Genomic DNA, 23,160 nt, shown 5'->3' on the forward strand with positions numbered 1-23,160 from the left:
GACGAGACAAGAACGGAGGAGAAATGATGACAGAATCCAATACGGTGTCGCCCATCCAAGTCGGTCTCGATGACGGGTATGCCTTTACGAAGGTGGCCCTGCCGGATGGCAGGCTGATCGCCATTCCCTCGCGGGCCAGGGTCGGCAAGTCCGGCGTCACTTGGATCGATAACGGCCGGCAGCGCATCTTCGAGTACGAAACCGAAGGGGCGATGTATGCGGTGGGCGCCGTCGACGGTGCGCCCACGCATTTCGAGGGCTATCCCACCTCGGGACTGAACCGCGTCATCGTACAGCATGCCCTCCAGGAAGCCGGGCTGTCCGGCCGCTCCATTCATGCGGTCTCCGGACTCCCCGTCAGCGCCTTCTACAAGAAGAACGGTGAGCAGCGTCGCGACACCATCGAGAGGAAGCGCCTCAGCTTGAAGCAGGCGGTGCAACCGAAGTCGGAGCGGCTGCCGGCCGCGATCGCGTTCCACGAGGTGATCCCGGAGGCGCTGGCCGCGTGGTACGACTACGTCATCGTCACCCAAGCCAATGATGTCATTCTTGATGAAGCGCGCTTGTCGGTGCCGATCGCCATCGTGGACATCGGCGGGCGCACCACCGACTACGTGGTCGTGAAGGACCAGGGCGTCGTTCACGCATCGTCGGGTTCCTTACAGGGCGGCATGTTGGACGTGAAACAGCAGGTGGCCAACGGCATCCAGGAACGCTTCGACCTCGAGAACGTGGGCGAGCAGCTGGTGTCATCGGCCGTCGAACGCGGCGTCGTACGTTTGCACGGCAAGGATCACGATGTCGCGGCACTGGTGGACGCCGCCAAGCGGGAGCTGGTGGAACGGCTCTATGCCGAGAGCCGTCGCCAACTCGGGCTGGGCGTGGAACTGGACCGGATAGTGTTCGTCGGCGGTGGCACCGTTGCCTTGGTGGAACATATCGCCGATTGGTTTCCCAACCAGGCCATCGCCGAACACCCGGCCTTCGCCAACGCGCGCGGGATGTTGAAGTATCTGCAATACGTCTGTGAAGAGTCGGACGTTGCCTGACCGGTTTTATACGTGGTCACTGCGGTCTCAGTGACAAACAAGGCGCCTTAGGATCGTGCAACAGGCGCCGTGGCGAAAGCCTCGGTCGAGCTTCAAGGAAACACAATCGTTTCCGTTTTTCACCAACCCTGCCGGGTAAGCCTTCCCGCCAGGGTCGCGCTTGCTCCGGATGAAACCAACCTGAAGGAGTAAGCGCTATGTCCAACAACGAAAGTACCAAGTATTTCGATCTTCACACCAACGGCATCGGTTATCTCAACCGTGTCCGGGAAGTGTCACCGGAAGAGGGGACCCCCTTTCTGAGTGTCACCATCGCTGCCCTTCGCGGCAGTGTCGACGACGTCCAGTACACGCATTTCGAGTGTCCCGTGTCCGGCAAGAAGGCGCAGGAAGTCGTGCGCCAACTCAAATCGGCCGTGGAGGGCAAGTTGAAGGTGCTCATCGGATTCACGCTCAGTGATCTGTATGCGGAGCCCTTCACCTTCAAGAACGGTGACAAGGCCGGCGAGACCGGTGTCAGCCTGAAGGCCCGACTGCTTCGCGTGTCATGGGCCAAGGTCGACGGCCAGCCGTTCTTCACGGAGCAAGAGAGCGCTGCGTAAATCAACATCCGGCCGGGTAACTGAGTTACCCGGCCACCTTTCAACCCATCGGGGGATCATCCCCCCGCGGGTCTGGTCTCCCGGTCTATTCGAGGAGATCAGTCATGAAGAACACGGACGACCGGTTCGCCGGTCTGAAGCCGTCGGAGCTCAACGACGTGGAGAAGCAATCAGTGATGATGTTGGCGATGAAGGTGTTGGCGATCAAGCATCGCGCCGGGAGAACCTTGAGCAGTCCAGTCGAGACACGAGATTTTCTGCGTCTGCGCCTGGCCGACTACCGCAACGAGGTATTCGGATGTCTGTTTCTGGATAACCGGCATCGGATCATTGCTGTGCGTGAGTTGTTTCAGGGCACCATCGACGGTGCTTCGGTTCATCCGCGCGTCGTCGTGCAACACGCCATGGAGGTGAACGCGGCCGCCATGGTCTTTTTCCACAATCACCCCTCCGGAGTCGCGGAGCCCAGCCGTGCGGATGAAATGCTCACCCGCCGGCTGAAAGAGGCGCTGGCACTGGTCGATGTGCGCGTGCTCGACCACTTCGTGGTGTCGGCGGGTGACAGCGTGTCTTTCGCGGAACGTGGCTTGCTCTGACATTCGTAATTTTTCACAACCCCAGCCGGGAAAGCTTCCTCTTTCCCGGCCGGGAAGGAGGTGTGACCCGGTGTTAATTCCAAACAGGAGGAACACCATGTCCAACTCTTCAAATGATCGCAGCACTGAATCGTTCTTCGGTGAGGTCATCTCAACCTATACCCGAGCCCAGGCCATCGAAGATGGTGTCCTGATCGACGCAGGCAGCATGGCACAGGAGGCCGGTTTCAAATGGCCGGTGGCCGTGACATCCGCTGCTTGGGCCGATTGCGTGGCCTGGTCAGAGGACGACAGCGACAAGCAGGCTCATCAGGACGAGTCTGGCCGCTTGTGGGATGTGCTCTTCATGGCGTCCCACGCCATCCGAACCCGCTCAGGTTCCGGCGACCGGTTGCTGTTTGAACTCTACCGGGTACCTCGCGATGGGCGGTCGACAAAGGCGGAGCTGACGACATTGAAACTGATTGTCGGCCCGGGTGATCAGGGTGAACCCGTGATCACCATCCTTTTGCCTAATGAGGACTGAAAAGCCTTTCAACAGCGTTATTTCAATTCAATCGGGTCTATGACTCGAGTACAAGCCAACCCCATCGGGGAGATCTTCTCCCTGGTGGGGGATGGTCTCTCCAACGGATCAAATACAGGAGAACCATCATGAGATACATCATTCAATACACCTTGCCCTACGAACACAGGGTCATGGTCGGCATCGATGCCGAAAGCCGGGAAGCTGCCATCGCCAAGGCCGGTGAGATGTTTGACCAGGGCGATATCTGGCAAGACTCGGCGGACGTACCGCTGCTCTACGATGACTTCGAGGAACAGGGTGATGCCGGTGTTCCGCTTGAGTTTACCGTGGAGGACGAGGTATGCGGCGACTGGCCGGAACCCGATGCCAGTGTCAAAGCGATTCGCCGCCGGGATGCGGCTTTTCAAGCTGTCCGCCTGCTGATCGAGGCCTACCGCCGCGGCGAAGCGCGGGGCGGCAGCGTCGACTGGGAGGATCTGGATCGGGCCTACCAGGCGGCGCTTCAGGCATCTGGAGCGAGTCCGGAGACGGGTCGTCCCGAGCCACGTCCGCGCTGCTCGCGGCTTGCCGTCGTCATGGAAGGCGGCATCGTGCAAGCGGTGATTGCCGATCAGCTCGAGGCCGCGCCTGCGGTCGCGGTCATCGATTACGATATCGAAGGGCAGGCGCCGGAAGACCTGTGTGACATCACGCAATCCGACGGCAGCCGCTCGAAAGCGTATGTCGTCGAACCATGGATCGAGCCAGCCCGCATCGATCTGGATGAGGTATTCCGGCCCATCGACGCGTAGTCACTTCCATGCCCCGCCTCGTGCGGGGCAAATCTTGTCGATTCAAGAATTATCATGTAAAAACAATAGGAAAGGGGTGTGCGTCCAGATCGCAGCCCTACATGCCGCTTTACTTTTGAAAGAAAAATGTATATATATTTCTTTCATTAAATATGGGCAAGCACATTGACAGCACTGACAGCAAGATTCTCCGGCGGATTCAGTCCCGCAAGCGGGGCTGGGTCTTCACGCCTGATAGCTTCACGGATCTCGGAACCCGCCGTGCGATCGATCTCGCCCTGATGCGACACCGGGACAGCGGCCTTATCCGCCAGCTCGCCCGGGGGCTCTATGACTACCCGAAAACCGACCCGCAGCTGGGCCCGTTGCAGCCGGCAACGGATGAGATTGCGCGCGCCCTGGCCGGCCGTGACGCCACCCGTTTGCAGCCCTCCGGAGCCTATGCCGCCAATCTCCTTGGGCTCTCTACCCAAGTTCCCATGAAGGTCGTTTATCTCACGGATGGTCGTACGCGGACCGTCCAGGTTGGCAAGCGCCAGATCCTCTTGAAGCATACCACGCCCCGCAATATGGCCACGGCGGGGAAGGTCAGTGGACTGGTCATTCAGGCCCTGCGCCACTTCGGTCAGAAGAATGTCGATCAGCAGATCATCAAGCGGCTCGATCATAAGCTCGATGACGCGGCACGCAAGCAACTGACGAAGGATATTCGATATGCTCCCGCCTGGATCGCCGATATCATTCGCACTCTTTCAGACAAGAAAAACGCCGCATGAAAGAATTCATCGAACTGCCGGTAGAACGCCGCCGGTTGGTCTGTACGGAAGCTGGCGCGCGACTGAACCTGTTCGAGATCGCCGTCGAAAAGGACTTCTGGGTGTGCTGGACCTTGCGCAAGCTGTTCGAGTTACCCGAATGGGGCGAACACCTGTCGTTCAAGGGCGGTACGTCACTGTCCAAGTGCTGGAACCTTATCGAACGCTTTTCCGAAGATATCGACATCGTCATCGACCGGGGTGTCCTGGGCTTTGGAGGAGGCAATGCGCCGCAAACGGCGCCCAGCAAGAAACAGACGACAAAGCGCCTCAAGGCGCTGAAAGAAGCCTGTCAGCAGACGATCAGGGACAAGATACAGCCAGCACTGATCGAAGCGATCTCATCGGAACTGCCGGGGGATCTCGAATGGGCGCTCGAGCCCGATCCCGACGATCCCGATGGGCAGACCTTGCTGCTGGTGTATCCGACAGCCTTTCCGGAACAGGCCGCCTATCTCCGACGTGCTGTCAAGATCGAGATGGGCGCACGCTCGGATACGGACCCTGCCGAATCGATCAATATCAGACCCTATATCAGCGACGCCTTTCCGGATTTGCTGTCGGAGCCGGGGGCGCGTGTCCGCTCGGTCATGCCAAGACGGACTTTCTGGGAGAAGGCAATGCTCCTGCACGAGGAAACCTTCCGGCCGGAAGCCAAGCGGCGCGGAGAAGCCATGGCCCGCCACTACTATGACCTTTATCGGCTGATCCTCGCTGGCATCGGCGATGAATCTGCACGGGATCTCGATCTGTTCGATCGGGTTGCCGCCCACCGCCAGATCTTTTTCCGCCATACCTGGGTCGATTACTCGACGCTGAATCCCGGCCAGTTGCGGTTATTGCCAGCGGAAGCCGACCGGCCAGACTGGCAGGCCGAATACGAAGGGATGCGGCAAGAGATGTTTTATGGCGATGTACCGACATTCGATGAGATCCTGGTGGTAGTGGGCGAGTTTCAGGCCCGGTTGAACGCCGGTTAGACTGCGCCCGAGAAGACCTGTTCATAGCTAACGGACGGGTGGTTACACTGTAACCACCCCGATCTCTGTGCTTGGTAGCACACCATCGCTTCCCTCTTCGCCGACCGACCTACCCACCCGTATTGAGGCTGTCCACAGAGTCCACAGGCCTTGTCCGCCACGGCGTAGCGAGCCTCACACTCGCGCAGCCAAGGGCGGGGCCGCGTACAGCGGCGCCTGTGGACCCCTGTGGTCAGGCCAATCTGCTCTGAAAGCCCGCACCGATCATCAATTCCAAGCGACATGCCAGGCGTGAGCCTGGCGGGTCGCTTGGATTGCAGCGAAGTCGCCCTCGTCACTAGCGAGCGCAGCGGGGTAGTGACGAGGGCGGCGGTCCCGGGAATGGCGCGGGCTTGCGATCGAATTTCGGGATTACAGCGGGATGATGTGTTCCTATACTGCGCCCTCGAAACGAAGATCTATTGAATTTAACCGTGGCCACTGCGGGTACAGTGGCAAACAAGCGCATCCGGACCATGCAACGCGCTGCGGCTATTCGCCGTTGGTCCATCTTCCAGCCAACACGGACCGCAAGGTCCGCCCTTCACGTAGGCGCAAGCCTGTTTTTACCCGACGAGCCGAGACGGTCGCGCCTGATGATCCCACTCAGGGCGATCCCGTCGACGCTCATTTTTCATAAACCCGCGGACTGAGTCCGCACAATTGAAAGGAGGTGATGTGATGAAACCACACTGAGAGAACGCCCGAGATCGGGCAGGTTGGCCAGCGCCGGGCCATTACCCATAAGGGGAAACCGGCGTTGCCTGAGACCAGGCATACTCAGGTCGAATGGGAGTGGTGTCCCTGACCGTTTCGCGAAAGCGAGCCCAGTTAGCTACGGCTACCGGGTGGTCATAAACACTTACCAGATAGAGATTGCACCGTGAGAGATCTGAACTACCAACTCAAACAACTCTGTCATCGCAACCGCGACGGCAGCTATTCCACACAAGCGAAGCGTATGCATCACTTGATGCTCATCGCAAATCAGCTGGATGCGTTGGGTTTTCGTGGCATGAACGCGCGCTCGTTGAAACCAAAGCATGTCGAGGCGCTGGTCAAGGATTGGCTGGCGCAGGCACTCAGCGTCGGCACGATCAAGAATCGGATGGCGGTCTTGCGTTGGTGGGCGCAGAAGGTGGACAAGCAGAATGTCGTAGCCCGATCGAACGACCACTACGGGATCCCGGATCGGCAGTTCGTGACCCATGGGTCGAAAGCAAAGTCGCTGGGCGCGCCGGACCTCGACAAGGTACGTGATCCGTTCGTGCGGATGAGCCTCGAATTGCAGCAGGCCTTCGGCCTGCGCCGTGAAGAGGCGATCAAGTTCAGTCCCGGTTACGCCGACCGCGGTGACCGCATCACGCTGAAGGCCAGTTGGACCAAAGGCGGCAAGGAACGCGACGTACCGGTACGCAGCGATGAACAGCGCGCCGTGTTGGATCGCGCGCGTCGGCTTGCCGCAGGCGGTTCCCTCATACCAACGGATCGGAACTACGTGCAGCAGCTGCGCACCTACGAACGGCACACGGCCAATGCCGGCCTCTCGAAAATGCATGGTTTGCGCCACGCGTATGCGCAGCGGCGTTACGAAGAGCTGACCGGGTGGAAGGCGCCGGCCGCCGGCGGGCCGGTGACGCGGGCGCTCAGCCCCGGGCAGAAGGTGATGGACCGACACGCGCGGCAGACCATCAGTCGGGAACTCGGGCATGAACGCGAGCAGATCACTTCGGTGTACTTAGGGCGCTGAGTGGGACACAGGAAACGGCGCAAATAGTTGGATGGATTTTTCGTTCCCTGTGTGGAGGACGCTTCGTCATGATGCCGGCCTGGTTAGAACCACCGAGGCCGAATTCATGAAGAGATCCATTTTCCATCCCACCCATCCGGTCGCGGCAACCGCCATCTGTCTCGCCGGTATCTGTCTCGTGGGCAGCGTGAACCTGCAGGCGAATGATGTCCAGGTAGGGCGGTATTCATTGCTTTCCGCCACACCGACAGAGGCACAGGCCAACCTGTTGGCGACGATCATCACGGTGTCGTTTCCGGAACGTATCGTGACGGTGGGCGAGGCCGTGCAATACCTGCTCCAGCGAAGCGGTTACCGCCTCGTCACCGGGCCTGCAACAGGACCGGAAACCGCTGACCTGTTGATGCTGCCGTTGCCGGCCGTGCACCGCCATCTTGGTCCGATCACGTTGACGCAAGCCTTAGAGACACTGGTGGGACCAGTATTTCGTCTCATTCACGATCCGGTGCATCGGCTGATCTCTTTCGAGTTGTGCACGGCGACGGGGCGTGTCACGCAGCAAGCCAGCAGTATGAAGCCGGAGGGTCAGCAAAATGGAGAATGAGAAATTGTCCGTGCGGTCGCATGACTCGGAGCAGGATACCGCTCGTGTGGAGAGTGCCGAACAGAGAAAGCCGAAACGCTCATCGCGAAAAACGCTGCTGATCGCCGCCCTCGTCAGTGTGATAACGATCGGCGCAGTCGTGATGTTGCGCGGTCAGATCGACACCCTGCACAGCGGAACGGCTACGACAGACCATGCCGCGCCGACGATCCCGGAAAGCGCGACGAATCCGAGAGGCGTGGACAGGGTCGATGACAACTCACCGCTGGCGTCCGTCGCCTCCGAGACGATCATGCGCGCCATCGATGGCGTGTCCGATCAGATCAATCAGTGGTTCGAATCCTTGAGGACCGAGCAATCGAGTGCGAAGCGCGAACTGTCGGGTTTGGTTGCCAGCATGAGCACGATTCATGAGTCGATCACCGAGCTGCGCAAAGGCAACGACGAACTCAAGCAACGCATCACCGATGCGCAAACCCAGCTCCAAGCCATTGCCGATGACGTGCGCGACCTCAAGATCGCCCGGAACAAAAAGGTGGCGGCACAACAAAAGCCGGCGACCAGCGTCCCGCCGTTTCTCATCGACGCCATCGACCTGTGGGACGATGCCGTCTATGTCGCCGTGTCCAAGAACGGACAGGTCGCTTTCCTGCGTGAAGGTGAGCAGCAGTCCGGTTGGCAAGTCACGCACATCGATCGGCCCAAGAACCAGGTTGCGTTTCGTGGTCCCGAAGGTCAGGACTATTCCACTTCGATCCGGAGGTAAAGTTGATGGAAATATTCGTTGCCATTTTATTGTTGTTCGGGGCCTTCTCGCTGGGGTCGGCAACTCATGAAGGAATGGAGGGTGATCCGACGACCGTGGAAGTGCCGGCCGTGGTGAATGCATTGCCGGATGGACCCGATGATGTACACGCATCAGGGGATGATGACCCGGCGCAGCTGCAGGACTGCATGCTGAACCGGCACGACGTGATCTATCGGGATCTGTCCCGCGCCCGTGCGCGGGAGATCAATGTTGCGACGGAATCCGCTAGTGACTGCGACGGCGCGTGCACCGATGAGTAGTCGCGCGCGGTGGATGGGCGTGATCCTGGCGCTGGTATTCGCAGCGCCGGTGTTCGCCGTGGAGGTCTCCGGCACACAGGCGAACGAAACCGACATCGGTGTGTCGGCGACGGCCAGGAATACGTTGACGCCGTCGGAGCTGGCGCGTTCACGTGCCTGGGGCCTGTCGGAGACCGAATGGCAACGCTACAAACTATTGATGCAAGGCATACGTGGCAGTATCAGCCCGCCGACCATCTCCCCCATCGAAGTGTTGGGCATCCACGCGCGCGACGAGGATGAGCGTCGTCGGTACGCCGAGCTTTGGGCCCGCGCCATGCGCGAGGACGTGGATCGCATCCTGGCCTTCCAACACGCCTACGCTGAAGCCGGCAAGCGTTTGTATCCGAATGAGCAACTCATCGATGTCAGCCGCCTGCCCGCGCACAGCAGTAACACCAGTGCCTTGTTGCCGGGTGATCGTGTGCTGTTCTTCACCCGCCCAGATTGCCCCGCCTGTGATGCCCTGCTGGGCAAGTTGCTCAAGCGGATCGATGAGGTGGCCGGTATCGATCTCTATGTCGCCGGCGTGAAGCCCGGCGATGACCAGGCGGTCAGGGCTTGGGCGGTCGATCGTGGGATCGATCCGGCGTGGGTGCGCAATCGCCGCGTCACCCTCAACCATGAGGCCGGTTCGCTGGAGCGGCTCACCCAGGGCAAGGGTGAGATTCCGTATCTGCTGCGTCGACGGGGCGAGGACCTATCCGCGCTGCGCGCTTCGGAGCTGTGACCATGTGCCCGGCGCGAGGGCAAATCATCTTGCTGGGCATCGTGTTGGGGATCGTCTGGCCGACCGCCGGCTGGTGTGCGGCATCCGTTCCCGAAGGATACCGCGTCGTCGCCGCCGAATACGGGATTCCCTACACAGTGCTGTATGCCATCGCCATGACGGAAAGCGGCGTGGGCTCGAACGATGACGGTGTGCGCCGCCCCTGGCCCTGGACACTCAATGTCGCCGGCCGCGGTCATGTCTACCCGTCCCGCGAGGCGGCATGGGAGGCGCTGAACACATTTATCGCGCGCGGCGAGCGGTCCATCGATATCGGTTTGATGCAAGTGAACTGGCGGTACCACAAGGACAAACTGGGAGACACCTGGCAGGCATTGGACCCGTACTACAACTTGCGCGTGGGGGCGGTGATCTTGCGGCAGTGTTTCGAGCAGCGGCGTGACTGGTGGGCGGGCGTCGGTTGTTACCACGCTCCCGCGGATACGGCGCGCGCGGAACGCTACCGGTCGCGGGTGGTTGGCCACTGGCAGCGGTTGGCCGCAAACGGGTAGTGCAGTCCGATGACTAGATTCTTCCAATACATACGGTACGGTGTGATGTTGATCGGCATGGCGCTGACACCGGTACCGGCCTGGTCGGAAGTCACGGTGATCTACGACAGCGGCGATACGCGGCCGCTGGCACCGTACCTCGATATCATCGACCGCACCGAGCCGGCCATCAATCCGCCGTCGGTGACCGGAGTGCCGAATAGGCCCAGGCTCGGCGCCGCCGACATTCAAACGCTGTTACCGATTCGCTCTCCCGGTTTGAGTCCCGGACCGGTACCGGCCAGGTCGCACGACAGGCCGTTCTCTCGTCCGTTCTTTCTCATTGGTTCCGATGACCGATCGCGGCAGTGGCTGGTTGAATACCGGGAACGCCTCCAGGAGATCGGTGCGGTCGGCATGCTGGTGCAGGCGGAGACACAGGAGGACTTACGGGCCATCTCCCGGTTGGCTGGCGGGCTGCCCATCCTGCCGGCATCCGCGGCGGATATCGCGACCGCCTTGGGTATCTCAACCTATCCGGTGCTAATAACGCCACAAGGCATCGAGCAGTGAGCCGGCATCCTATCGAGGCCTTGCTGCGCCCGCCGGTCGAGTTGTGGTCGACCTTGGTGGCGTTTGCCACGGCGGCCATCGCCGTGCTGGCCCCCTGGGCCTTGATGATGCCGCCGGGTGTCGCCTACAGCGCCGGCTCGGCGCTGGCGGTGATCGGTGTGATGCGCGCCCGCCAGGCTTGGCGGGTCATGCGCTATCAGCGCAATATGCGCCGACTGCCCACCTATCGGCTGCGCGCCGACAAGATCCCGCTCAGTCGCCACAAGCTGTTTCTCGGCAAAGGCTTTCGCTGGACCCAGAGGCACACCCAGCGATTGCGGGACACGATTCGTCCCGAGGTCCAGCACTACGTCCAGCCGAGCTCGCTGTATCAGTGGGCGCGCCGCAAGGAAGTGGCCTGGGAACCCATACCGCTATTGAATCTCGTGGCCTGGTTTTTCCGCTCCCGGGGCTGGTGGAATCCCCTGTCGCCGCTGCCCGCCGTCGGCGGTAAGCCGGCCCTGCATGCCGTGGAACCCGACGAGCAGGATGTCTGGATGGATATTGGTGAGCGCGTCGGACACACGCTGGTGTTGGGCACCACGCGTGTCGGCAAGACACGCCTCGCCGAGATTCTCATTGCCCAGGACATCCGGCGCGGCGATGTGGTGATCGTGTTCGATCCCAAGGGGGATGCCGATCTCCTGCGGCGGGTGTACGCCGAGGCCAAGCGGGCAGGGCGCGCCAAGGACTTCTACATGTTCCATCTGGGTTTCCCCGAGGTCTCGGCCCGCTACAATGCGATCGGCAACTTTTCCCGCATCACCGAGGTGGCGACCCGCATCGCCAACCAGCTTCCCAGCGAGGGCAACTCGGCGGCCTTCAAGGAATTCGCTTGGCGCTTCGTCAACATCATCGCCCGCGCCCTGGTGGCACTGGGGCGTCGGCCGGACTATCAGCAGGTGCGCCGCTACATCAACGACATTGAGCCGCTGTTCGTCGAGTACGCCCGCGAACACCTGCGCCGGCACGGGGCGGCGGACTGGCGCGAGAAGGTGGCCGACATCGCCGGCAACATCAAGGAACGCAACCTGCCGAACTCGCTGCGCGGTCGCAACGACGAGGCCATCGCGCTGATGCGGCACCTGCAGGATCTGGACCTCTACGACCCAGTGCTCGACGGGCTGGTATCGGCCTTCAAGTACGACAAGACCTACTTCGACAAGATCGTCAGTTCCGTCGGGCCGCTGATGGAGAAGCTGACCACCGGTAAGATCGCCGAGCTCATTTCACCGGACTACCTCAATGAGGCTGATCAGCGTCCCATCTTCGAATGGATGGACGTCATCCGCCGCAAGGGGATTGTGTATGTCGGTCTCGACGCCCTGACGGATACCACCGTCGCCAGTGCGGTGGGGAATTCCATGTTCGCCGACCTGGTCTCGGTGGCCGGGCATATCTACAAACACGGCGTGGACGCGGACCCTATCGAAGCTCCCAGGTCCTACACCTTGCCGACGATCTCCATGCACGCCGACGAGTTCAACGAACTGATCGGGGATGAGTTCGTGCCGCTGTTGAACAAGGCCGGCGGCGCCGGCTTCCAGGTCACCGCCTATACCCAGACCTGGTCCGACGTGGAGGCGCGCATCGGCAGCCGTGCCAAGGCCGGGCAGGTGGCGGGCAACTTCAACACGCTGATCATGCTCCGGGTCAAGGAACTGGCCACCGCCGAGATGCTCACGGAGCAGCTCCCGCGCGTCGAGGTCTTCACACTCATGAGTGTCTCCGGCGTCAATGATTCCTCTGACCCGGGCTCGGGGGTCGACTTCATGTCGCGCAACGAGGACCGCATCAGTGTCTCGGAAGTGCCGATGCTCACACCGGCTGAGTTGATCACACTGCCCAAGGGGCAGGCCTTCGCGCTGCTGGAGGGCGGGCAGCTCTGGAAAATCCGTATGCCATTGCCGGCAACGGATTCTGATATGCCGGAAAGCCTCGCCGAGATCGCCAACGAAATGGAGCGGACCTACATCACCAACGATCAGTGGTATCGCGTGCAGGAGCCATGGTGGATGGCGGTGACCGACGTTTCGGGGCCGAACGGGCAAGCGGAAGATAACCATGGCTGAAGCGGTCGCCGATCCGCGGCGTACCGCCGTTCGACAAGGACTGATTTCTAAAGGGCTGACCGCCGTCGCCCAAGCCATTAAGTGGCTGCTGTTCTCCCTGTTGTTTTCGATCGTCGTTGAGTGGGTAGGGATGAACTTGTGGTGGCCGGAGCAAGGCCTCGACCACAGTCGCGCGATGCTCACTCAAGAGATTAGCTATCTGGACACGGACTTTCGCCGCAGCATCGTGATATCGGACCCGGCCCGTTTCGCCAAGCAAGTGGCCGATGGGACATACCACTATCTATTCGAAGTCACACGCGTCGTCGCCTTCATACGCTGGATATCGCCGCCGCCACGCGTGGAGGAGACGGGGTTGCGACCGACACTGCACAAGCTCTATCGACCGATCGCCGAGTACACGATCGCGGCCATGCAGGTGACCCAAGTGTTCTCCGTACGCCTGGCGATTCTCATGTTGGCGACGCCGGTGTTCCTGTTGTTCAGCCTGGTGGCTCTGGTGGACGGTCTTGTGCGACGGGATCTCCGCCGCTGGGGCGGAGGCCGGGAGAGTTCTTTTTTGTACCACTATGCGAAGAAGGCAGCGATACCACTCGTAGTGCTGGCATGGGTGGTCTACTTATCACTTCCATTCAGCCTGCATCCGACCTTCGTCATCCTACCCTTCGCTGCGCTGTTCGCGCTCGCCGTGGCAGTGACCGCCAGTACGTTCAAGAAATATCTATAGATTCGTTGAATGCTTTTCCGTTTAAACCGCGTCGTTCACCATTCGCTTAAATTCAAAACCATCATTAGTAATTTGCGGAAGCGTTACTGTTTGGGGGGGTGCGAGGAATTTCCGATTAGCGGACCTCTAAAATCGACTGCTGACAACCAAATATCAATAAGTTAGATGCCTCAATACGACCCCAAGTGGCTTCTCGAAGATTCCACGACGAAAGACAGTTTTGGAATGAACAGCTGACACCGATTGGGCGTTGCGCTGAACGGCACTCCCCCTCTGGGCCATCCTGCGGTGCTTGCCTACCCCCGGACGTTTCAATCTTCAATCCACGCTCGTGCGAAGCCGCGAAAGTCTAAACGCAACCAATTCTTGCGAATTACGGTTCGCAAGGCTATAATTCCATTTCTAAAGGGGAGGCCGCCATGCTTGAACAACTATCGCAGAGACTCATCGGCTATCGCGTCAAAGCTGCCCGCGAGGCGGCCGACTGGACACAGGACCGGCTAGCCGAGGCCATGGGTCTGAAAGACCGCCAAAGCGTTTCCGATATCGAGAATGGCAAGCGGGCGCTCAAGCCGGATGAACTCGTCCTGCTGACCGACACCCTGGATCGCGAGCTCGACTTCTTCCTCGATCCATTTCAGGTTGCCGGTGAGGCCCAGTTCTCCTGGCGCGCCTCCCCCGGACTGGCCGAGGACAGCCTGGACGGTTTTGAGTTGAGGGCCGGTCAGTGGATCGGCCTGCTACGCTGGTTGCGTGAGAAGGAGCAGGACCGGTCCAATCCCCTCAAGCACACCCTGCGGCTCACCTCGCAGTCCTCATACGAGGATGCGATTGCCCGTGCCGAAAGCCTGGTCGAGACGCTCGACCTGGGTGTTGTTCCGGCCGAGAGGCTGGCCGAGAAGATCGAGCAGGAGCTCGACATCCCGGTTCTGTACGTCGACACGATCGAAACCCAGGACGGGGATTCGATCTCCGGCGCGACCTGTCATCTCCAGGATATGGGTATGATCCTGATCAACCGCAACGAGCCGGAGGCCCGTCGCTTCTTCGATCTGGCCCATGAACTGTTCCACGCCCTAACTTGGGATGCCATGAAGCCGGATCACCGCGAATCCAATTCGGTCGAAGACCGGGCCAAGGGCAAACGCATCGAGCAACTGGCCAACAATTTCGCCGCTGCTCTGCTGATGCCCCAGGCTTCTTTGGCGAATCTGATCGACAATCGTCGTATCGATGACGTAAGCCATCTTGCAGACGTAGCCATGCAGTTGCGTGTCGCGCCAGTGGCCCTTGCCTGGAGACTGTTCAATCTGAACTGGATCGGTACCGAAACACGGGATACCCTTCAACAGGAGCACCAGCGTCCATCCGTGTCCGGTACGCCGAAGCGGTTCTCCCCGGCCTTCATTAACATGCTGCACCACGCAATCGACAGAGGCCACCTCTCCGCCCGCAAGGCGGCAAAAGCGATGGGGGCAACCTTGACGCAGCTTGTGGACCTGTTTGCCGAGCACTCGCTACCCTCCCCCTTCGAGCTGTAAGGGGTGGCGCCGGGCATGGCAAAGACGCGGGTATTCATCGACACCAACATCATCATCGAGGCATTCCGGACAGGCTGCTGGACGGCGATCTGCAACAAGTTCGCTGTCGAGACCGTCGACAAATGCGTCGAGGAAGCCCTCACCGGCAACCCCGATGATCCCGGGCGTGTACACATCGACAGGGATGCTCTTCTGGAAGGACTTGCCGGCCGACACCAGATAGGGAAGCTAGAGCTGGCGAACCTCGTCCTTTCCCATCCCTTATGCCACGGCCTCGATGACGGCGAACTGCATCTCCTCGCCTGGCTCCACGCCCAAGGGCTGCTTCCAAACGCCCTTATCCTCGTTTCCACGGCCGATAAGGCGGCTATCGTGGCCACCGGTAATATCGGGTGGCTCGACTCGCTTACTTCCCTGGAGCATCTGGCCAACGAATCCGGCGTGACACATGGGCAGATCAACTCCCTGGCGCGTCACTACCGCGCAGGTTGGCTGGATGAGATCCGGGTAAAAATCCGGCTTGGAGTCATTCCATAGGAGGTCTTGCATATTCATGGCTGGCAACCATAACGCATCACCATTCTCCGTCGACGACCCTGAAATTGCAGAGGTCCTCGACATGCGCACGAGCTCAATCAGCCCCGCTCATGAGGCTATAGGTTCAGATTACGACCAGGCAATGGCCCTACGCATGGAGCTTGGTGAGGCATCACTCATCCGGTTTGTTCAATGTCGGCCGCCTCGTTCACGGTCTCTTTCAGCATGTTTCTGAGATACTTCCGGGCAACCTCGTTACTCGATCAGGCCCGGCTCGACCTGGAGCGGATCGACGTGCGTGCTCTGCTGCCCGGCATTGTGAGCAAACCGCCCAAACCGGGGCAGTATGTCGGCGCTGGGGCTACGGCGCTGGTCTTGGTGGTCAGCGGTGACCTCTGGGTCGAGGCCAACTTTCCAGAAACCGATCTCACCTACGTCCATCCCGGCCAGCCGGTAACCATCAAGGTCGACACGTACCCAGACACGACCTGGAAGGGTGTGGTGGACAGCCTGAGCCCCGCCACCGGGTCGGAGTTTTCGGTCATCCCTGCGCAGAACGCCACTGGCAACTGGGTCAAAATTGCCCAGCGGGTGCCTGTGCGGATCCGTATCGAGGCCGTGCCGAACGCGCCGCAACTGCGCGCGGGACTGAGCACCATAGTGGATATCGACACCGGCCACCGCCGCCACGTGTTCGGGCTCTCGCTCTGACATGGCCTGACCATGACCGACGCACACCCGGACGGCACGCATCGCGGCTTGGTCACCCTATCGTGAAGATGGCCGCCGCCACGATGTAGGACGTCAGCACCCAGGAAATCTGGTCCTGGGTCGCACCCATCGAACCCTGCATGTGCGGCAGCGCCACGTTGGGTCAAATGGGACTGGCCTATATGCACATCGTCGATCATGCGTCGATGGGCGCGCCCGAAGTGCCGCAGCACATCAAGCAGACCATGCGCGAGCGGTTCAAGGGGACCGTCATCCTGTCCGGTGGTTATGATGCCGAACGTGCCCAGGCTGACCTGGATGCCGGAAAGTGCGAGTTGATCGCGGTGGGACGGGCCTTCCTCGCCAACCCGGATCTGCCCGCGCGCTGGCGCATGGGCGCGCCGCTCAATTCGCCCGATTTCGACACTTTTTATACCCCGGGTGAAAAAGGCTACACCGACTATCCCACCAACGCGGGTGCGTAACTTCAACCGCAACAAGGAGACACTGTCATGAAACTGTATTACGCGCCTGGTGCCTGTTCGCTGTCCGTGCACATCACGCTCCAGGAGGCCGGATTCGCCTTTGCGCTCGAAAAAGTGGATTTGGCCACGAGCAGGACGGAAACCGATGTCGATTACACCACCATCAATCCCAACGGCTACGTGCCTACGTTGGTACTCGATGATGGCGAGGTGCTGACCGAAGTGCCGGCTATTTTGCTGTACCTGGCTGATCGTGCCGACAAGAATCTGGCGCCGCTCGCTGGCAGCATGGCACGCTATCGCCTTTACTCCTGGCTCAATTTCATCACATCGGAGTTGCACAAATCCTTTGGCGCCCTGTTCAATCCCGACACGCCCGATGAGTGGAAAACACAGCTCAAACAGACGCTGGCAAAGCGTTGCGACCATGTGGCGGCACAGCTTGCAGGCAAGCAGTTCCTGCTCGGCGACAGCTACACGGTTGCCGATGCCTATCTATTCACCGTGTTGGGCTGGTCGCGATGGGTGCAGTTCGATCTTGCACCCTGGCCCACGATCAACGAATACCTGGGGCGCATCGCCGCGCGCCCTGCCGTACAGGCGGCGCTCAAGGATGAGGGCTTGCTCGGCTAAGGGAAGGCGATCGTTGGGTTGATCTGCGAAGATGACATAAGCGCTAATGGAATCGGATTGCGTCACCTGCCAGTCGGCAGCCATCGACGAACCTGCCCAGACCAGGGCAAGCAATGTGAACATGCATTTCATGAGGATTTCCTCATTGCCCGGTAGCCTTTCCAGGCATAGCCATTTCGTGCGCGACGGCACGCATCGCCTTTTAGTCGCGTGCATGCCGCGTTGTAGGCATCGACTGCTTCCCACGAAGCGCCAATCGATTGAAGTTGTTCGCCAGCACCCAGCTTGACGCTGGTACAGGCATCGTAGAGGTGTGCCTCGGTGTATCCGAGTGACTTGATTGGGGTTCTCCGCAGCCACGTGTTTGCATCATGACGCAACTCGGGGCTTAAAACTTGACAGATACGCTGAACGCGCCGAAATCGTCGCCGCCATTTTGAGTTTGGAACTCTCGCGTACGAATCACGTGGGTGTAACTCAATCGAATATCGGGCCAATCCATGACAAACCCGAATTGCAGGTCCCCGACCAAGGATTTTTTGTCCACGCTGCGGCTGTCTCGAAGCGTGTTGCCGTCAAGGAAGATGTTGCGTGCAACGGCCCGCCCCTCGACGCCGGCGAACAAGTACCAGCCGAAATTTGACACCGGAGCGAATTCCCCCGAGCCCAACAGGCCGGGCTGAATGCGTGGCGGCCCGTAGTCGTTTGGTAGCCGCTTGCCGTAGCGCATGGTGACCCCCGTATTGCCGTAGGTGAACACGTTGCCAAGTGCAAATCCCACGTGGGGCGTGAAATCCAGGCTGTTTCCCAAGAAGGTTGTGGTGGCGAGCCCCCGCCAGCCTCGCTGGTAGGTCGCGATGAAGCCTGGCTCATTCCCGAGCTGTGTGTCCCAGCCTTGGGGCTTATCGGAACCCACGACTTTATGGATGAATTTCTGGCTTTGCTCGGCCAGGGAGGCCGGGCCAACCACGCCGAGGGTAAATGCGAACAGATCAAGCTGCTTTCCCGACTCCACGCCCAGGCCGATCAAACCATACAGCCATCCGGCATAGGGCCGATCCCGCAAGGAAGGATTCTCGATCGTGATATCGCTGGGCGTGAACATGCTTTGGCCGAAGGCGTAACCGTGGCGGAGCTCGCCTTGCTCGTGGAACCATGGCACCAAGTGGGCCAGCTTCACCGCCCACTCCGGCGTGGGAGTGCGTCGATCCGGAACCCAGATGAACCCCACCCCGTTGGTGTAGTGACTGTCGGCGCGATAGAACAAATCATTTTCCAGAATGAAGCTCAGCGTTCCGGTTTTTTCCGGTTCCACCGACCAGGCCATAGCCGGGCTGGCGCCCTCGATAGCAAGCCACGCTATGAGTCCGATTATTTTTTTCATGCCATCGTTGCACGTGTTTTGCGGGCTCGCACCGGGGCAGGGAGAACAGGTCTGCCCATGTCATTCCTTGTCTCGATTGCGATGCCCGGCGTCCACAGTCAGGAGCCCGATTGCGGCGAGGGCAGCGAAACCGGCACCGGCCAGGAACGTCGCAGCGGGTCCGATGGCGCTCCACAGAACGCCAGCCAGCACGCTGGCGAGCAGTAACGCACCGCCGCTGACGAGATTGAAGATACCAAACCCCGTGCCGCGCAATTGCGTCGGCACCGTGTCAGCGACGAGTTTCGACAACAGGCCCTGGGTAAAGGCCATGTGCAGGCCCCACAGCGCGACACCGGCAAAGACGCCCAGTGCGCCTCGGGCCGCGGCCAGCACCATGTCCGCTGCGATGAGCAGCGCGAGTCCGATCAGCAACAAGGTGCGCGGGTGGAAGCGGTCAGCGGCGGCCCCGGCCGGATAGGCGGCGCCGGCATAGAAAACGTTCATCACGACCATGACCACCGGCACATAGCCGAGCGCGAGGCCAATGTCCTGTGCCCGCAGCACCAGAAAGGCGTCGCTGAAGCGGGCGAGCGTAAAGACCGCCCCCAACAGCACAACCAGCCAGTAGCGCAGCGGCAGGCGCTTGATGTTGGCCCGTGCGAGTGGGGATTTTACGTCGCCGGTTGCATGCGTGCGCTCAGGGTCGCGTACGTAAATCATGAGCAGCGCCACCGCAATGAAGGCTGGCACCACGGCTATCCACATCACCGCACGGATGTCATCGGCAAGCCATATCATAAAGACCACCGCCAGTAGCGGACCGAGCAGGGCACCAGCCGAATCAAGCGCCTGCCGCAAACCATAGGCCGCGCCGCGCAATGGTGCTGGCGAAATGTCGGCAATCAGGGCGTCGCGCGGCGCCCCGCGAATGCCTTTGCCGATGCGATCGACGAAACGCGCCGTGAACACCCAGCCGATCGACGAGGCCAGCGGAAAAATGGGCTTGGTGAATGCCGCGAGTCCGTAGCCAAGGATCATCAGGAATTTGCGCTTGCCAAGATAGTCGCTCAGCGCACCCGAGAACACTTTCAAGATGGCTGCCGTAGCCTCTGCAATCCCTTCGATAACGCCGACGGTCACCATGGAGGCGCCCAGTACGGTGACCATGAAGACTGGCAGGAGGCTATGGATCATCTCGGAGGATATGTCCATGAACAGCGAGCCGAATCCGAGTGCCCAGATGCCGGTCGGCAGTGCGCGCCATTTGCCTGGGACGCGCGAACGAGGCGAAGTTTGTTCGGTGCGCGAACTCATGCCATCGTTGCCAGCGTTTTACGGAAGCGCGTCAGGGCCAGCGTGAACAGGACCGCACCGATTGCCGCCAGGCTGAGGAACTGCGGCCAAACGGCGGCGAAGCCCGCGCCGCGATAGAGGATCGCCTGGGCCAGCATCACGAAGTGTGTGTTGGGCGCGGCGAGCATGATGTACTGCACGGCCTCCGGCATGCTCTCACGCGGCGTCGAGCCGCCGGAGAGCATCTGCAAGGGCAGCAGCACCAGCATGAGCAGTAGGGCGAACTGCGGCATGGAGCGGGCGACGGTGCCGAGGAAGATGCCCATCGAGGTGGTCGCGAACAGATGCAGCGCCGCCCCGGCCAGGAACAGCGCGAGCGAGCCTTGGATCGGCACGGACAGCCAGCCCTGCACGACGGCGGTGAGCGCGAAGGCGGTGGCGGCAAGGACGACCAGCGCCATCGCCCATACCTTGCTGCTCATGATCTCGAAAGGCGTGACCGGCATGACCAGCAGATGCTCGACGGTGCCGTGCTCGCGCTCGCGGATCAGCGCCGCGCCGGTGAGGACGATGGAGAGTATGGTCACGTTATTGATGACCTGCATGATGGCGCCGAACCACGACTTGTTGAGCTGGGGATTGAAGCGCATCCGCAGCGCCAGATCGACCGGCAACTCCGGAACCTCGCGATAGCGCTGCGCGAAGGTGCGCACCTCGTCGCTGACGATGGTCTGGATATAGCCGCTGCCGGTGAAGGCCTGACTCATGCGCGTGGCATCGACATTGAGCTGGACCGTGGGCCGCCGCCCCGCCAGCAGGTCACGCTGGAAGTGGGGCGGGATGTCGAGGGCGAAGGTGTCGAGGCCGGCATCCATGCGGGCGTCCATCTCGGCCTGGTCGATCACCTCGGGGGGAACAAAGTACGGCGGGTAAAAGGCGCTGACGATGCGCCATGACAGCGGCGAGCGATCCTCGTTCACCACCGCGATCGGCGCCTTGTTGAGGGTCTCCGGCATAGCCGTGGCCGCCGTGTAGACCGAAACGGTGAAGGCATAGACGATCAGCACCAGCATGATCGGGTCGCGGGCGAGACCGCGCAGCTCCTTGATACCGAGATGCAGGATGTTGGCCGCGCGCACGGCTCAGGTCTCCTGCTTCTTGAGCAGCGCGGCGGAAAGCCCGATCAGGATCGGAACGGCGAGCGCCAGCGGGAGAAAGGCGGCATGCAGGTCAGAGAAGTTCAGGGCCTTCGAGAAGGTGCCGCGCGCGATCGTCAGGAAATGCGTGGTCGGGTAGATCTCGCCGATCACTCGGCCCACCCCTTCGAGGGACGAGACCGGGTCGATCATGCCGGAGAAGTTCGCCGCCGGCAGGATGGTGAGCACCGCCGTGCCGAAGATCGCCGCGATCTGGCTGCGCATGAAGGTTGAGATCAGCAGCCCCAGGGCCGTGGCGGCGCCGACATAGAGCAGCGCACCCGCCGCCAGCGTCAGGAAGCTGCCCTTCAGCGGCACGCCGAAGACGGTCACCGCGAGCAGCGTGAGCAGCAGGAAGCTCAGGAAGGACAGGACCACGTAAGGGAGCTGCTTGCCGAGCAGGAACTCGAGCCGCGTGGTGGGCGTGACGTAGAAGTTGGTGATCGAGCCGAGCTCCTTCTCTTGCACGACGCTGAGCGCCGCGAGCATGGCCGGGATCAGCATGAGCAGCAGCGGGATCACCGCCGGCACCATCGCCACCAGGCTCTTGACGTCCGGGTTGTAGCGGAACCGGGTCTCGATATTGACGAGCCCCGCCAAAGCCTCGCCGTAGCCGGCCTCGCGCGCCTTGGTCGCCAGCCAGTGGGCATGAATCCCCTGCACATAGCCGCGGACGGTCTCTGCCCGCGTGGGCATGGCGCCGTCGATCCAGGCGCCGATCTCGACCCGCCGGCCCCGGGCGATGTCGCGCGCGAAGCCCGGCGGGATCTCGATCGCCAGACTGATGTCGCCTTCGCGCATTCGCCGGTCGAGATCGGCATAACCGGTAATCGGCGCCCGCTCGACGAAGTAGCGGGAGCCGGTGAGGTTGAGCGTATAGTCGCGGCTGACGGTGGTCTGATCGCGATCCAGCACCGCGAAGGTCAGATCCTCGACATCGAGGCTGATCCCGTAGCCCATCACGAACATCAGGATGACGCTGCCGACCAGCGCCAGGGTCAGCCGGATGGGATCGCGGCGCAGCTCCAACCCTTCGCGCCGGGCGTGGCTGATCATGCGCCGGGGATCGAACTGGCGCCGCCAGCCCTGGGGTTCGACATGGCCTGCCGACGCGTCAACCGTATCGAGCGACGCTGTTTGCCCCGCGTCGGCTTCGCCTTCCCCCGACGCCTCTTCCAGATGCGCCACAAACGCCTCTTCCAGGGTCTCCACGCCCCGCTGCTGCACGATATTCGCCGGCGTGTCGGTGACCAGCACCCGGCCCGCGTGCATCAGCGAGATGCGGTCGCAGCGCTCGGCCTCGTTCATGAAGTGGGTGGAGATGAAGATGGTCACCCCGTCACGGCGCGACAGCTCGACCAGCCTGCGCCAGAAGGCGTCGCGCGCCACCGGGTCGACACCCGAGGTGGGCTCGTCGAGGATCAGCATCTCGGGCTTGTGGATCATGGCGACCGCCAGCGACAGGCGTTGCCGGTGGCCGAGGGGCAGCCGGCCCGGCAAGCTGTCAATCACCGCGGCCAGATCGAAGCGTTCAACCATTTCGTCCACCCGCCCTGAAATCTCGGCAGCGGGCACCTGGAACAGCCGGGCATGCAGCTCCAGGTTCTGCCGCACCGTCAGCTCGGTGTAGAGCGAGAAGAACTGCGACATGAAGCCGACGCGGCGCCGGGTCGCGAGGTCGTGCGGGTCCACCTCCTGTCCGAACAGCCAGGCGCGGCCTTCGCTCGGCGGCAGGAGGCCGGTCAGCATCTTCATCGTCGTGGTCTTGCCGCAGCCGTTGGAGCCGAGAAAACCGAAGATCTCACCCCGTGGGACACGCAGGTTCACATGATCGACCGCGGTGAACTCGCCGAAGCGCATGGTCA

The 23,160-nt window shown here is 61.2% G+C and carries 25 protein-coding genes; 21 read left to right on the forward strand and 4 right to left on the reverse strand.

From position 1 onward, the window contains the following. The first annotated feature begins 23 nt into the window (after nucleotides 1-23). From KDG50_00070 to gstA, 21 genes are all read left to right on the forward strand, one after another. Nucleotides 24-1,049: a ParM/StbA family protein gene (locus KDG50_00070; protein MCB1863796.1), complete on the forward strand. Its 1,026-nt coding sequence runs from the start codon at nucleotides 24-26 to the stop codon at nucleotides 1,047-1,049. A gap of 197 nt (nucleotides 1,050-1,246) precedes the next feature. Further along, entirely contained in the window at nucleotides 1,247-1,651 is a 405-nt protein-coding gene (locus KDG50_00075) for a DUF3577 domain-containing protein (GenBank protein ID MCB1863797.1), read from the forward strand. 104 nt (nucleotides 1,652-1,755) lie between these two features. Continuing rightward, nucleotides 1,756-2,247: a DNA repair protein RadC gene (gene radC, locus KDG50_00080; protein ID MCB1863798.1), complete on the forward strand. Its 492-nt coding sequence runs from the start codon at nucleotides 1,756-1,758 to the stop codon at nucleotides 2,245-2,247. A gap of 97 nt (nucleotides 2,248-2,344) precedes the next feature. Next, entirely contained in the window at nucleotides 2,345-2,773 is a 429-nt protein-coding gene (locus KDG50_00085) for a hypothetical protein (GenBank protein MCB1863799.1), read from the forward strand. Between the two features lie 173 nt (nucleotides 2,774-2,946). Continuing rightward, on the forward strand, nucleotides 2,947-3,567 hold the full coding sequence (locus KDG50_00090) for a hypothetical protein (protein MCB1863800.1): 621 nt from the start codon (nucleotides 2,947-2,949) through the stop codon (nucleotides 3,565-3,567). Between the two features lie 152 nt (nucleotides 3,568-3,719). Next, on the forward strand, nucleotides 3,720-4,343 hold the full coding sequence (locus tag KDG50_00095) for a hypothetical protein (protein ID MCB1863801.1): 624 nt from the start codon (nucleotides 3,720-3,722) through the stop codon (nucleotides 4,341-4,343). Then, on the forward strand, nucleotides 4,340-5,362 hold the full coding sequence (locus tag KDG50_00100) for a nucleotidyl transferase AbiEii/AbiGii toxin family protein (GenBank protein ID MCB1863802.1): 1,023 nt from the start codon (nucleotides 4,340-4,342) through the stop codon (nucleotides 5,360-5,362). Before KDG50_00095 ends, KDG50_00100 begins: the two co-directional genes overlap by 4 nt. Nucleotides 5,363-6,284: 922 nt before the next feature. Next, a complete protein-coding gene (locus KDG50_00105; GenBank protein ID MCB1863803.1) occupies nucleotides 6,285-7,151 on the forward strand; it encodes an integrase domain-containing protein in 867 nt (288 codons plus the stop codon). Between the two features lie 106 nt (nucleotides 7,152-7,257). Then, on the forward strand, nucleotides 7,258-7,755 hold the full coding sequence (locus KDG50_00110; GenBank protein MCB1863804.1) for a hypothetical protein: 498 nt from the start codon (nucleotides 7,258-7,260) through the stop codon (nucleotides 7,753-7,755). Beyond that, nucleotides 7,745-8,521 carry a hypothetical protein gene (locus KDG50_00115; protein MCB1863805.1) on the forward strand — a complete coding sequence of 259 codons (777 nt, stop codon included), beginning with the start codon at nucleotides 7,745-7,747 and terminating at the stop codon, nucleotides 8,519-8,521. Before KDG50_00110 ends, KDG50_00115 begins: the two co-directional genes overlap by 11 nt. 5 nt (nucleotides 8,522-8,526) lie before the next feature. Further along, nucleotides 8,527-8,823, forward strand: coding sequence for a hypothetical protein (locus tag KDG50_00120; protein MCB1863806.1), 297 nt, complete (start codon nucleotides 8,527-8,529; stop codon nucleotides 8,821-8,823). 13 nt (nucleotides 8,824-8,836) lie between these two features. Next, nucleotides 8,837-9,592 (forward strand): TIGR03759 family integrating conjugative element protein, encoded by a 756-nt coding sequence (locus KDG50_00125; GenBank protein MCB1863807.1) that lies wholly within the window; start codon nucleotides 8,837-8,839, stop codon nucleotides 9,590-9,592. A 2-nt stretch (nucleotides 9,593-9,594) separates the two neighbouring features. Beyond that, on the forward strand, nucleotides 9,595-10,143 hold the full coding sequence (locus KDG50_00130) for a lytic transglycosylase domain-containing protein (protein ID MCB1863808.1): 549 nt from the start codon (nucleotides 9,595-9,597) through the stop codon (nucleotides 10,141-10,143). Between the two features lie 45 nt (nucleotides 10,144-10,188). Next, nucleotides 10,189-10,695, forward strand: a complete 507-nt coding sequence (locus tag KDG50_00135) for an integrating conjugative element protein (protein ID MCB1863809.1) — start codon at nucleotides 10,189-10,191, stop codon at nucleotides 10,693-10,695. Next, complete coding sequence (gene traD / locus KDG50_00140) at nucleotides 10,692-12,806, forward strand: type IV conjugative transfer system coupling protein TraD (protein ID MCB1863810.1); 2,115 nt, start codon at nucleotides 10,692-10,694, stop codon at nucleotides 12,804-12,806. The genes KDG50_00135 and traD overlap by 4 nt, the downstream gene beginning before the upstream one ends. Beyond that, a complete protein-coding gene (locus tag KDG50_00145; protein MCB1863811.1) occupies nucleotides 12,799-13,533 on the forward strand; it encodes a TIGR03747 family integrating conjugative element membrane protein in 735 nt (244 codons plus the stop codon). Before traD ends, KDG50_00145 begins: the two co-directional genes overlap by 8 nt. Before the next feature lie 419 nt (nucleotides 13,534-13,952). After that, entirely contained in the window at nucleotides 13,953-15,074 is a 1,122-nt protein-coding gene (locus KDG50_00150) for a helix-turn-helix domain-containing protein (GenBank protein MCB1863812.1), read from the forward strand. Nucleotides 15,075-15,089: 15 nt separating this feature from the next. Continuing rightward, complete coding sequence (locus KDG50_00155; GenBank protein ID MCB1863813.1) at nucleotides 15,090-15,611, forward strand: hypothetical protein; 522 nt, start codon at nucleotides 15,090-15,092, stop codon at nucleotides 15,609-15,611. A gap of 192 nt (nucleotides 15,612-15,803) precedes the next feature. After that, entirely contained in the window at nucleotides 15,804-16,322 is a 519-nt protein-coding gene (locus tag KDG50_00160; protein MCB1863814.1) for an HlyD family secretion protein, read from the forward strand. Nucleotides 16,323-16,489: 167 nt separating this feature from the next. Then, nucleotides 16,490-16,807 carry a hypothetical protein gene (locus KDG50_00165; protein ID MCB1863815.1) on the forward strand — a complete coding sequence of 106 codons (318 nt, stop codon included), beginning with the start codon at nucleotides 16,490-16,492 and terminating at the stop codon, nucleotides 16,805-16,807. Between the two features lie 27 nt (nucleotides 16,808-16,834). Continuing rightward, complete coding sequence (gene gstA, locus KDG50_00170; GenBank protein MCB1863816.1) at nucleotides 16,835-17,440, forward strand: glutathione transferase GstA; 606 nt, start codon at nucleotides 16,835-16,837, stop codon at nucleotides 17,438-17,440. Nucleotides 17,441-17,828: 388 nt separating this feature from the next. On the opposite strand, the gene KDG50_00175 is transcribed toward gstA, so the two are convergent. From KDG50_00175 to rbbA, 4 genes are all read right to left on the reverse strand, one after another. Continuing rightward, complete coding sequence (locus tag KDG50_00175) at nucleotides 17,829-18,824, reverse strand: lipid A deacylase LpxR family protein (protein ID MCB1863817.1); 996 nt, start codon at nucleotides 18,822-18,824, stop codon at nucleotides 17,829-17,831. A gap of 60 nt (nucleotides 18,825-18,884) precedes the next feature. Next, nucleotides 18,885-20,120, reverse strand: coding sequence for an MFS transporter (locus tag KDG50_00180; protein ID MCB1863818.1), 1,236 nt, complete (start codon nucleotides 20,118-20,120; stop codon nucleotides 18,885-18,887). Beyond that, nucleotides 20,117-21,238: an ABC transporter permease gene (locus tag KDG50_00185; protein ID MCB1863819.1), complete on the reverse strand. Its 1,122-nt coding sequence runs from the start codon at nucleotides 21,236-21,238 to the stop codon at nucleotides 20,117-20,119. The genes KDG50_00180 and KDG50_00185 overlap by 4 nt, the downstream gene beginning before the upstream one ends. A gap of 3 nt (nucleotides 21,239-21,241) precedes the next feature. Then, a partial coding sequence (gene rbbA, locus KDG50_00190; protein ID MCB1863820.1) for a ribosome-associated ATPase/putative transporter RbbA occupies nucleotides 21,242-23,160 on the reverse strand: 1,919 nt, incomplete at its 5' end.

This window comes from Chromatiales bacterium, assembly GCA_020445605.1.
Taxonomy (GTDB): Bacteria; Pseudomonadota; Gammaproteobacteria; order JAGRGH01; family JAGRGH01; genus JAGRGH01.

Excerpts from the sequence above, each read along its gene's own strand:
- KDG50_00070 (MCB1863796.1), top strand. The coding sequence starts at position 24 with ATGATGACAGAATCCAATACGGTGTCGCCCATCCAAGTCGGTCTCGAT.
- KDG50_00075 (MCB1863797.1), top strand. The coding sequence starts at position 1,247 with ATGTCCAACAACGAAAGTACCAAGTATTTCGATCTTCACACCAACGGC.
- radC (MCB1863798.1), top strand. The coding sequence starts at position 1,756 with ATGAAGAACACGGACGACCGGTTCGCCGGTCTGAAGCCGTCGGAGCTC.
- KDG50_00085 (MCB1863799.1), top strand. The coding sequence starts at position 2,345 with ATGTCCAACTCTTCAAATGATCGCAGCACTGAATCGTTCTTCGGTGAG.
- KDG50_00090 (MCB1863800.1), top strand. The coding sequence starts at position 2,947 with ATGGTCGGCATCGATGCCGAAAGCCGGGAAGCTGCCATCGCCAAGGCC.
- KDG50_00095 (MCB1863801.1), top strand. The coding sequence starts at position 3,720 with ATGGGCAAGCACATTGACAGCACTGACAGCAAGATTCTCCGGCGGATT.
- KDG50_00100 (MCB1863802.1), top strand. The coding sequence starts at position 4,340 with ATGAAAGAATTCATCGAACTGCCGGTAGAACGCCGCCGGTTGGTCTGT.
- KDG50_00110 (MCB1863804.1), top strand. The coding sequence starts at position 7,258 with ATGAAGAGATCCATTTTCCATCCCACCCATCCGGTCGCGGCAACCGCC.
- KDG50_00115 (MCB1863805.1), top strand. The coding sequence starts at position 7,745 with ATGGAGAATGAGAAATTGTCCGTGCGGTCGCATGACTCGGAGCAGGAT.
- KDG50_00120 (MCB1863806.1), top strand. The coding sequence starts at position 8,527 with ATGGAAATATTCGTTGCCATTTTATTGTTGTTCGGGGCCTTCTCGCTG.
- KDG50_00125 (MCB1863807.1), top strand. The coding sequence starts at position 8,837 with ATGGGCGTGATCCTGGCGCTGGTATTCGCAGCGCCGGTGTTCGCCGTG.
- KDG50_00130 (MCB1863808.1), top strand. The coding sequence starts at position 9,595 with ATGTGCCCGGCGCGAGGGCAAATCATCTTGCTGGGCATCGTGTTGGGG.
- KDG50_00135 (MCB1863809.1), top strand. The coding sequence starts at position 10,189 with ATGTTGATCGGCATGGCGCTGACACCGGTACCGGCCTGGTCGGAAGTC.
- KDG50_00145 (MCB1863811.1), top strand. The coding sequence starts at position 12,799 with ATGGCTGAAGCGGTCGCCGATCCGCGGCGTACCGCCGTTCGACAAGGA.
- KDG50_00150 (MCB1863812.1), top strand. The coding sequence starts at position 13,953 with ATGCTTGAACAACTATCGCAGAGACTCATCGGCTATCGCGTCAAAGCT.
- KDG50_00155 (MCB1863813.1), top strand. The coding sequence starts at position 15,090 with ATGGCAAAGACGCGGGTATTCATCGACACCAACATCATCATCGAGGCA.
- KDG50_00160 (MCB1863814.1), top strand. The coding sequence starts at position 15,804 with ATGTCGGCCGCCTCGTTCACGGTCTCTTTCAGCATGTTTCTGAGATAC.
- KDG50_00165 (MCB1863815.1), top strand. The coding sequence starts at position 16,490 with ATGGGACTGGCCTATATGCACATCGTCGATCATGCGTCGATGGGCGCG.
- gstA (MCB1863816.1), top strand. The coding sequence starts at position 16,835 with ATGAAACTGTATTACGCGCCTGGTGCCTGTTCGCTGTCCGTGCACATC.
- KDG50_00175 (MCB1863817.1), bottom strand. The coding sequence starts at position 18,824 with ATGAAAAAAATAATCGGACTCATAGCGTGGCTTGCTATCGAGGGCGCC.
- KDG50_00180 (MCB1863818.1), bottom strand. The coding sequence starts at position 20,120 with ATGAGTTCGCGCACCGAACAAACTTCGCCTCGTTCGCGCGTCCCAGGC.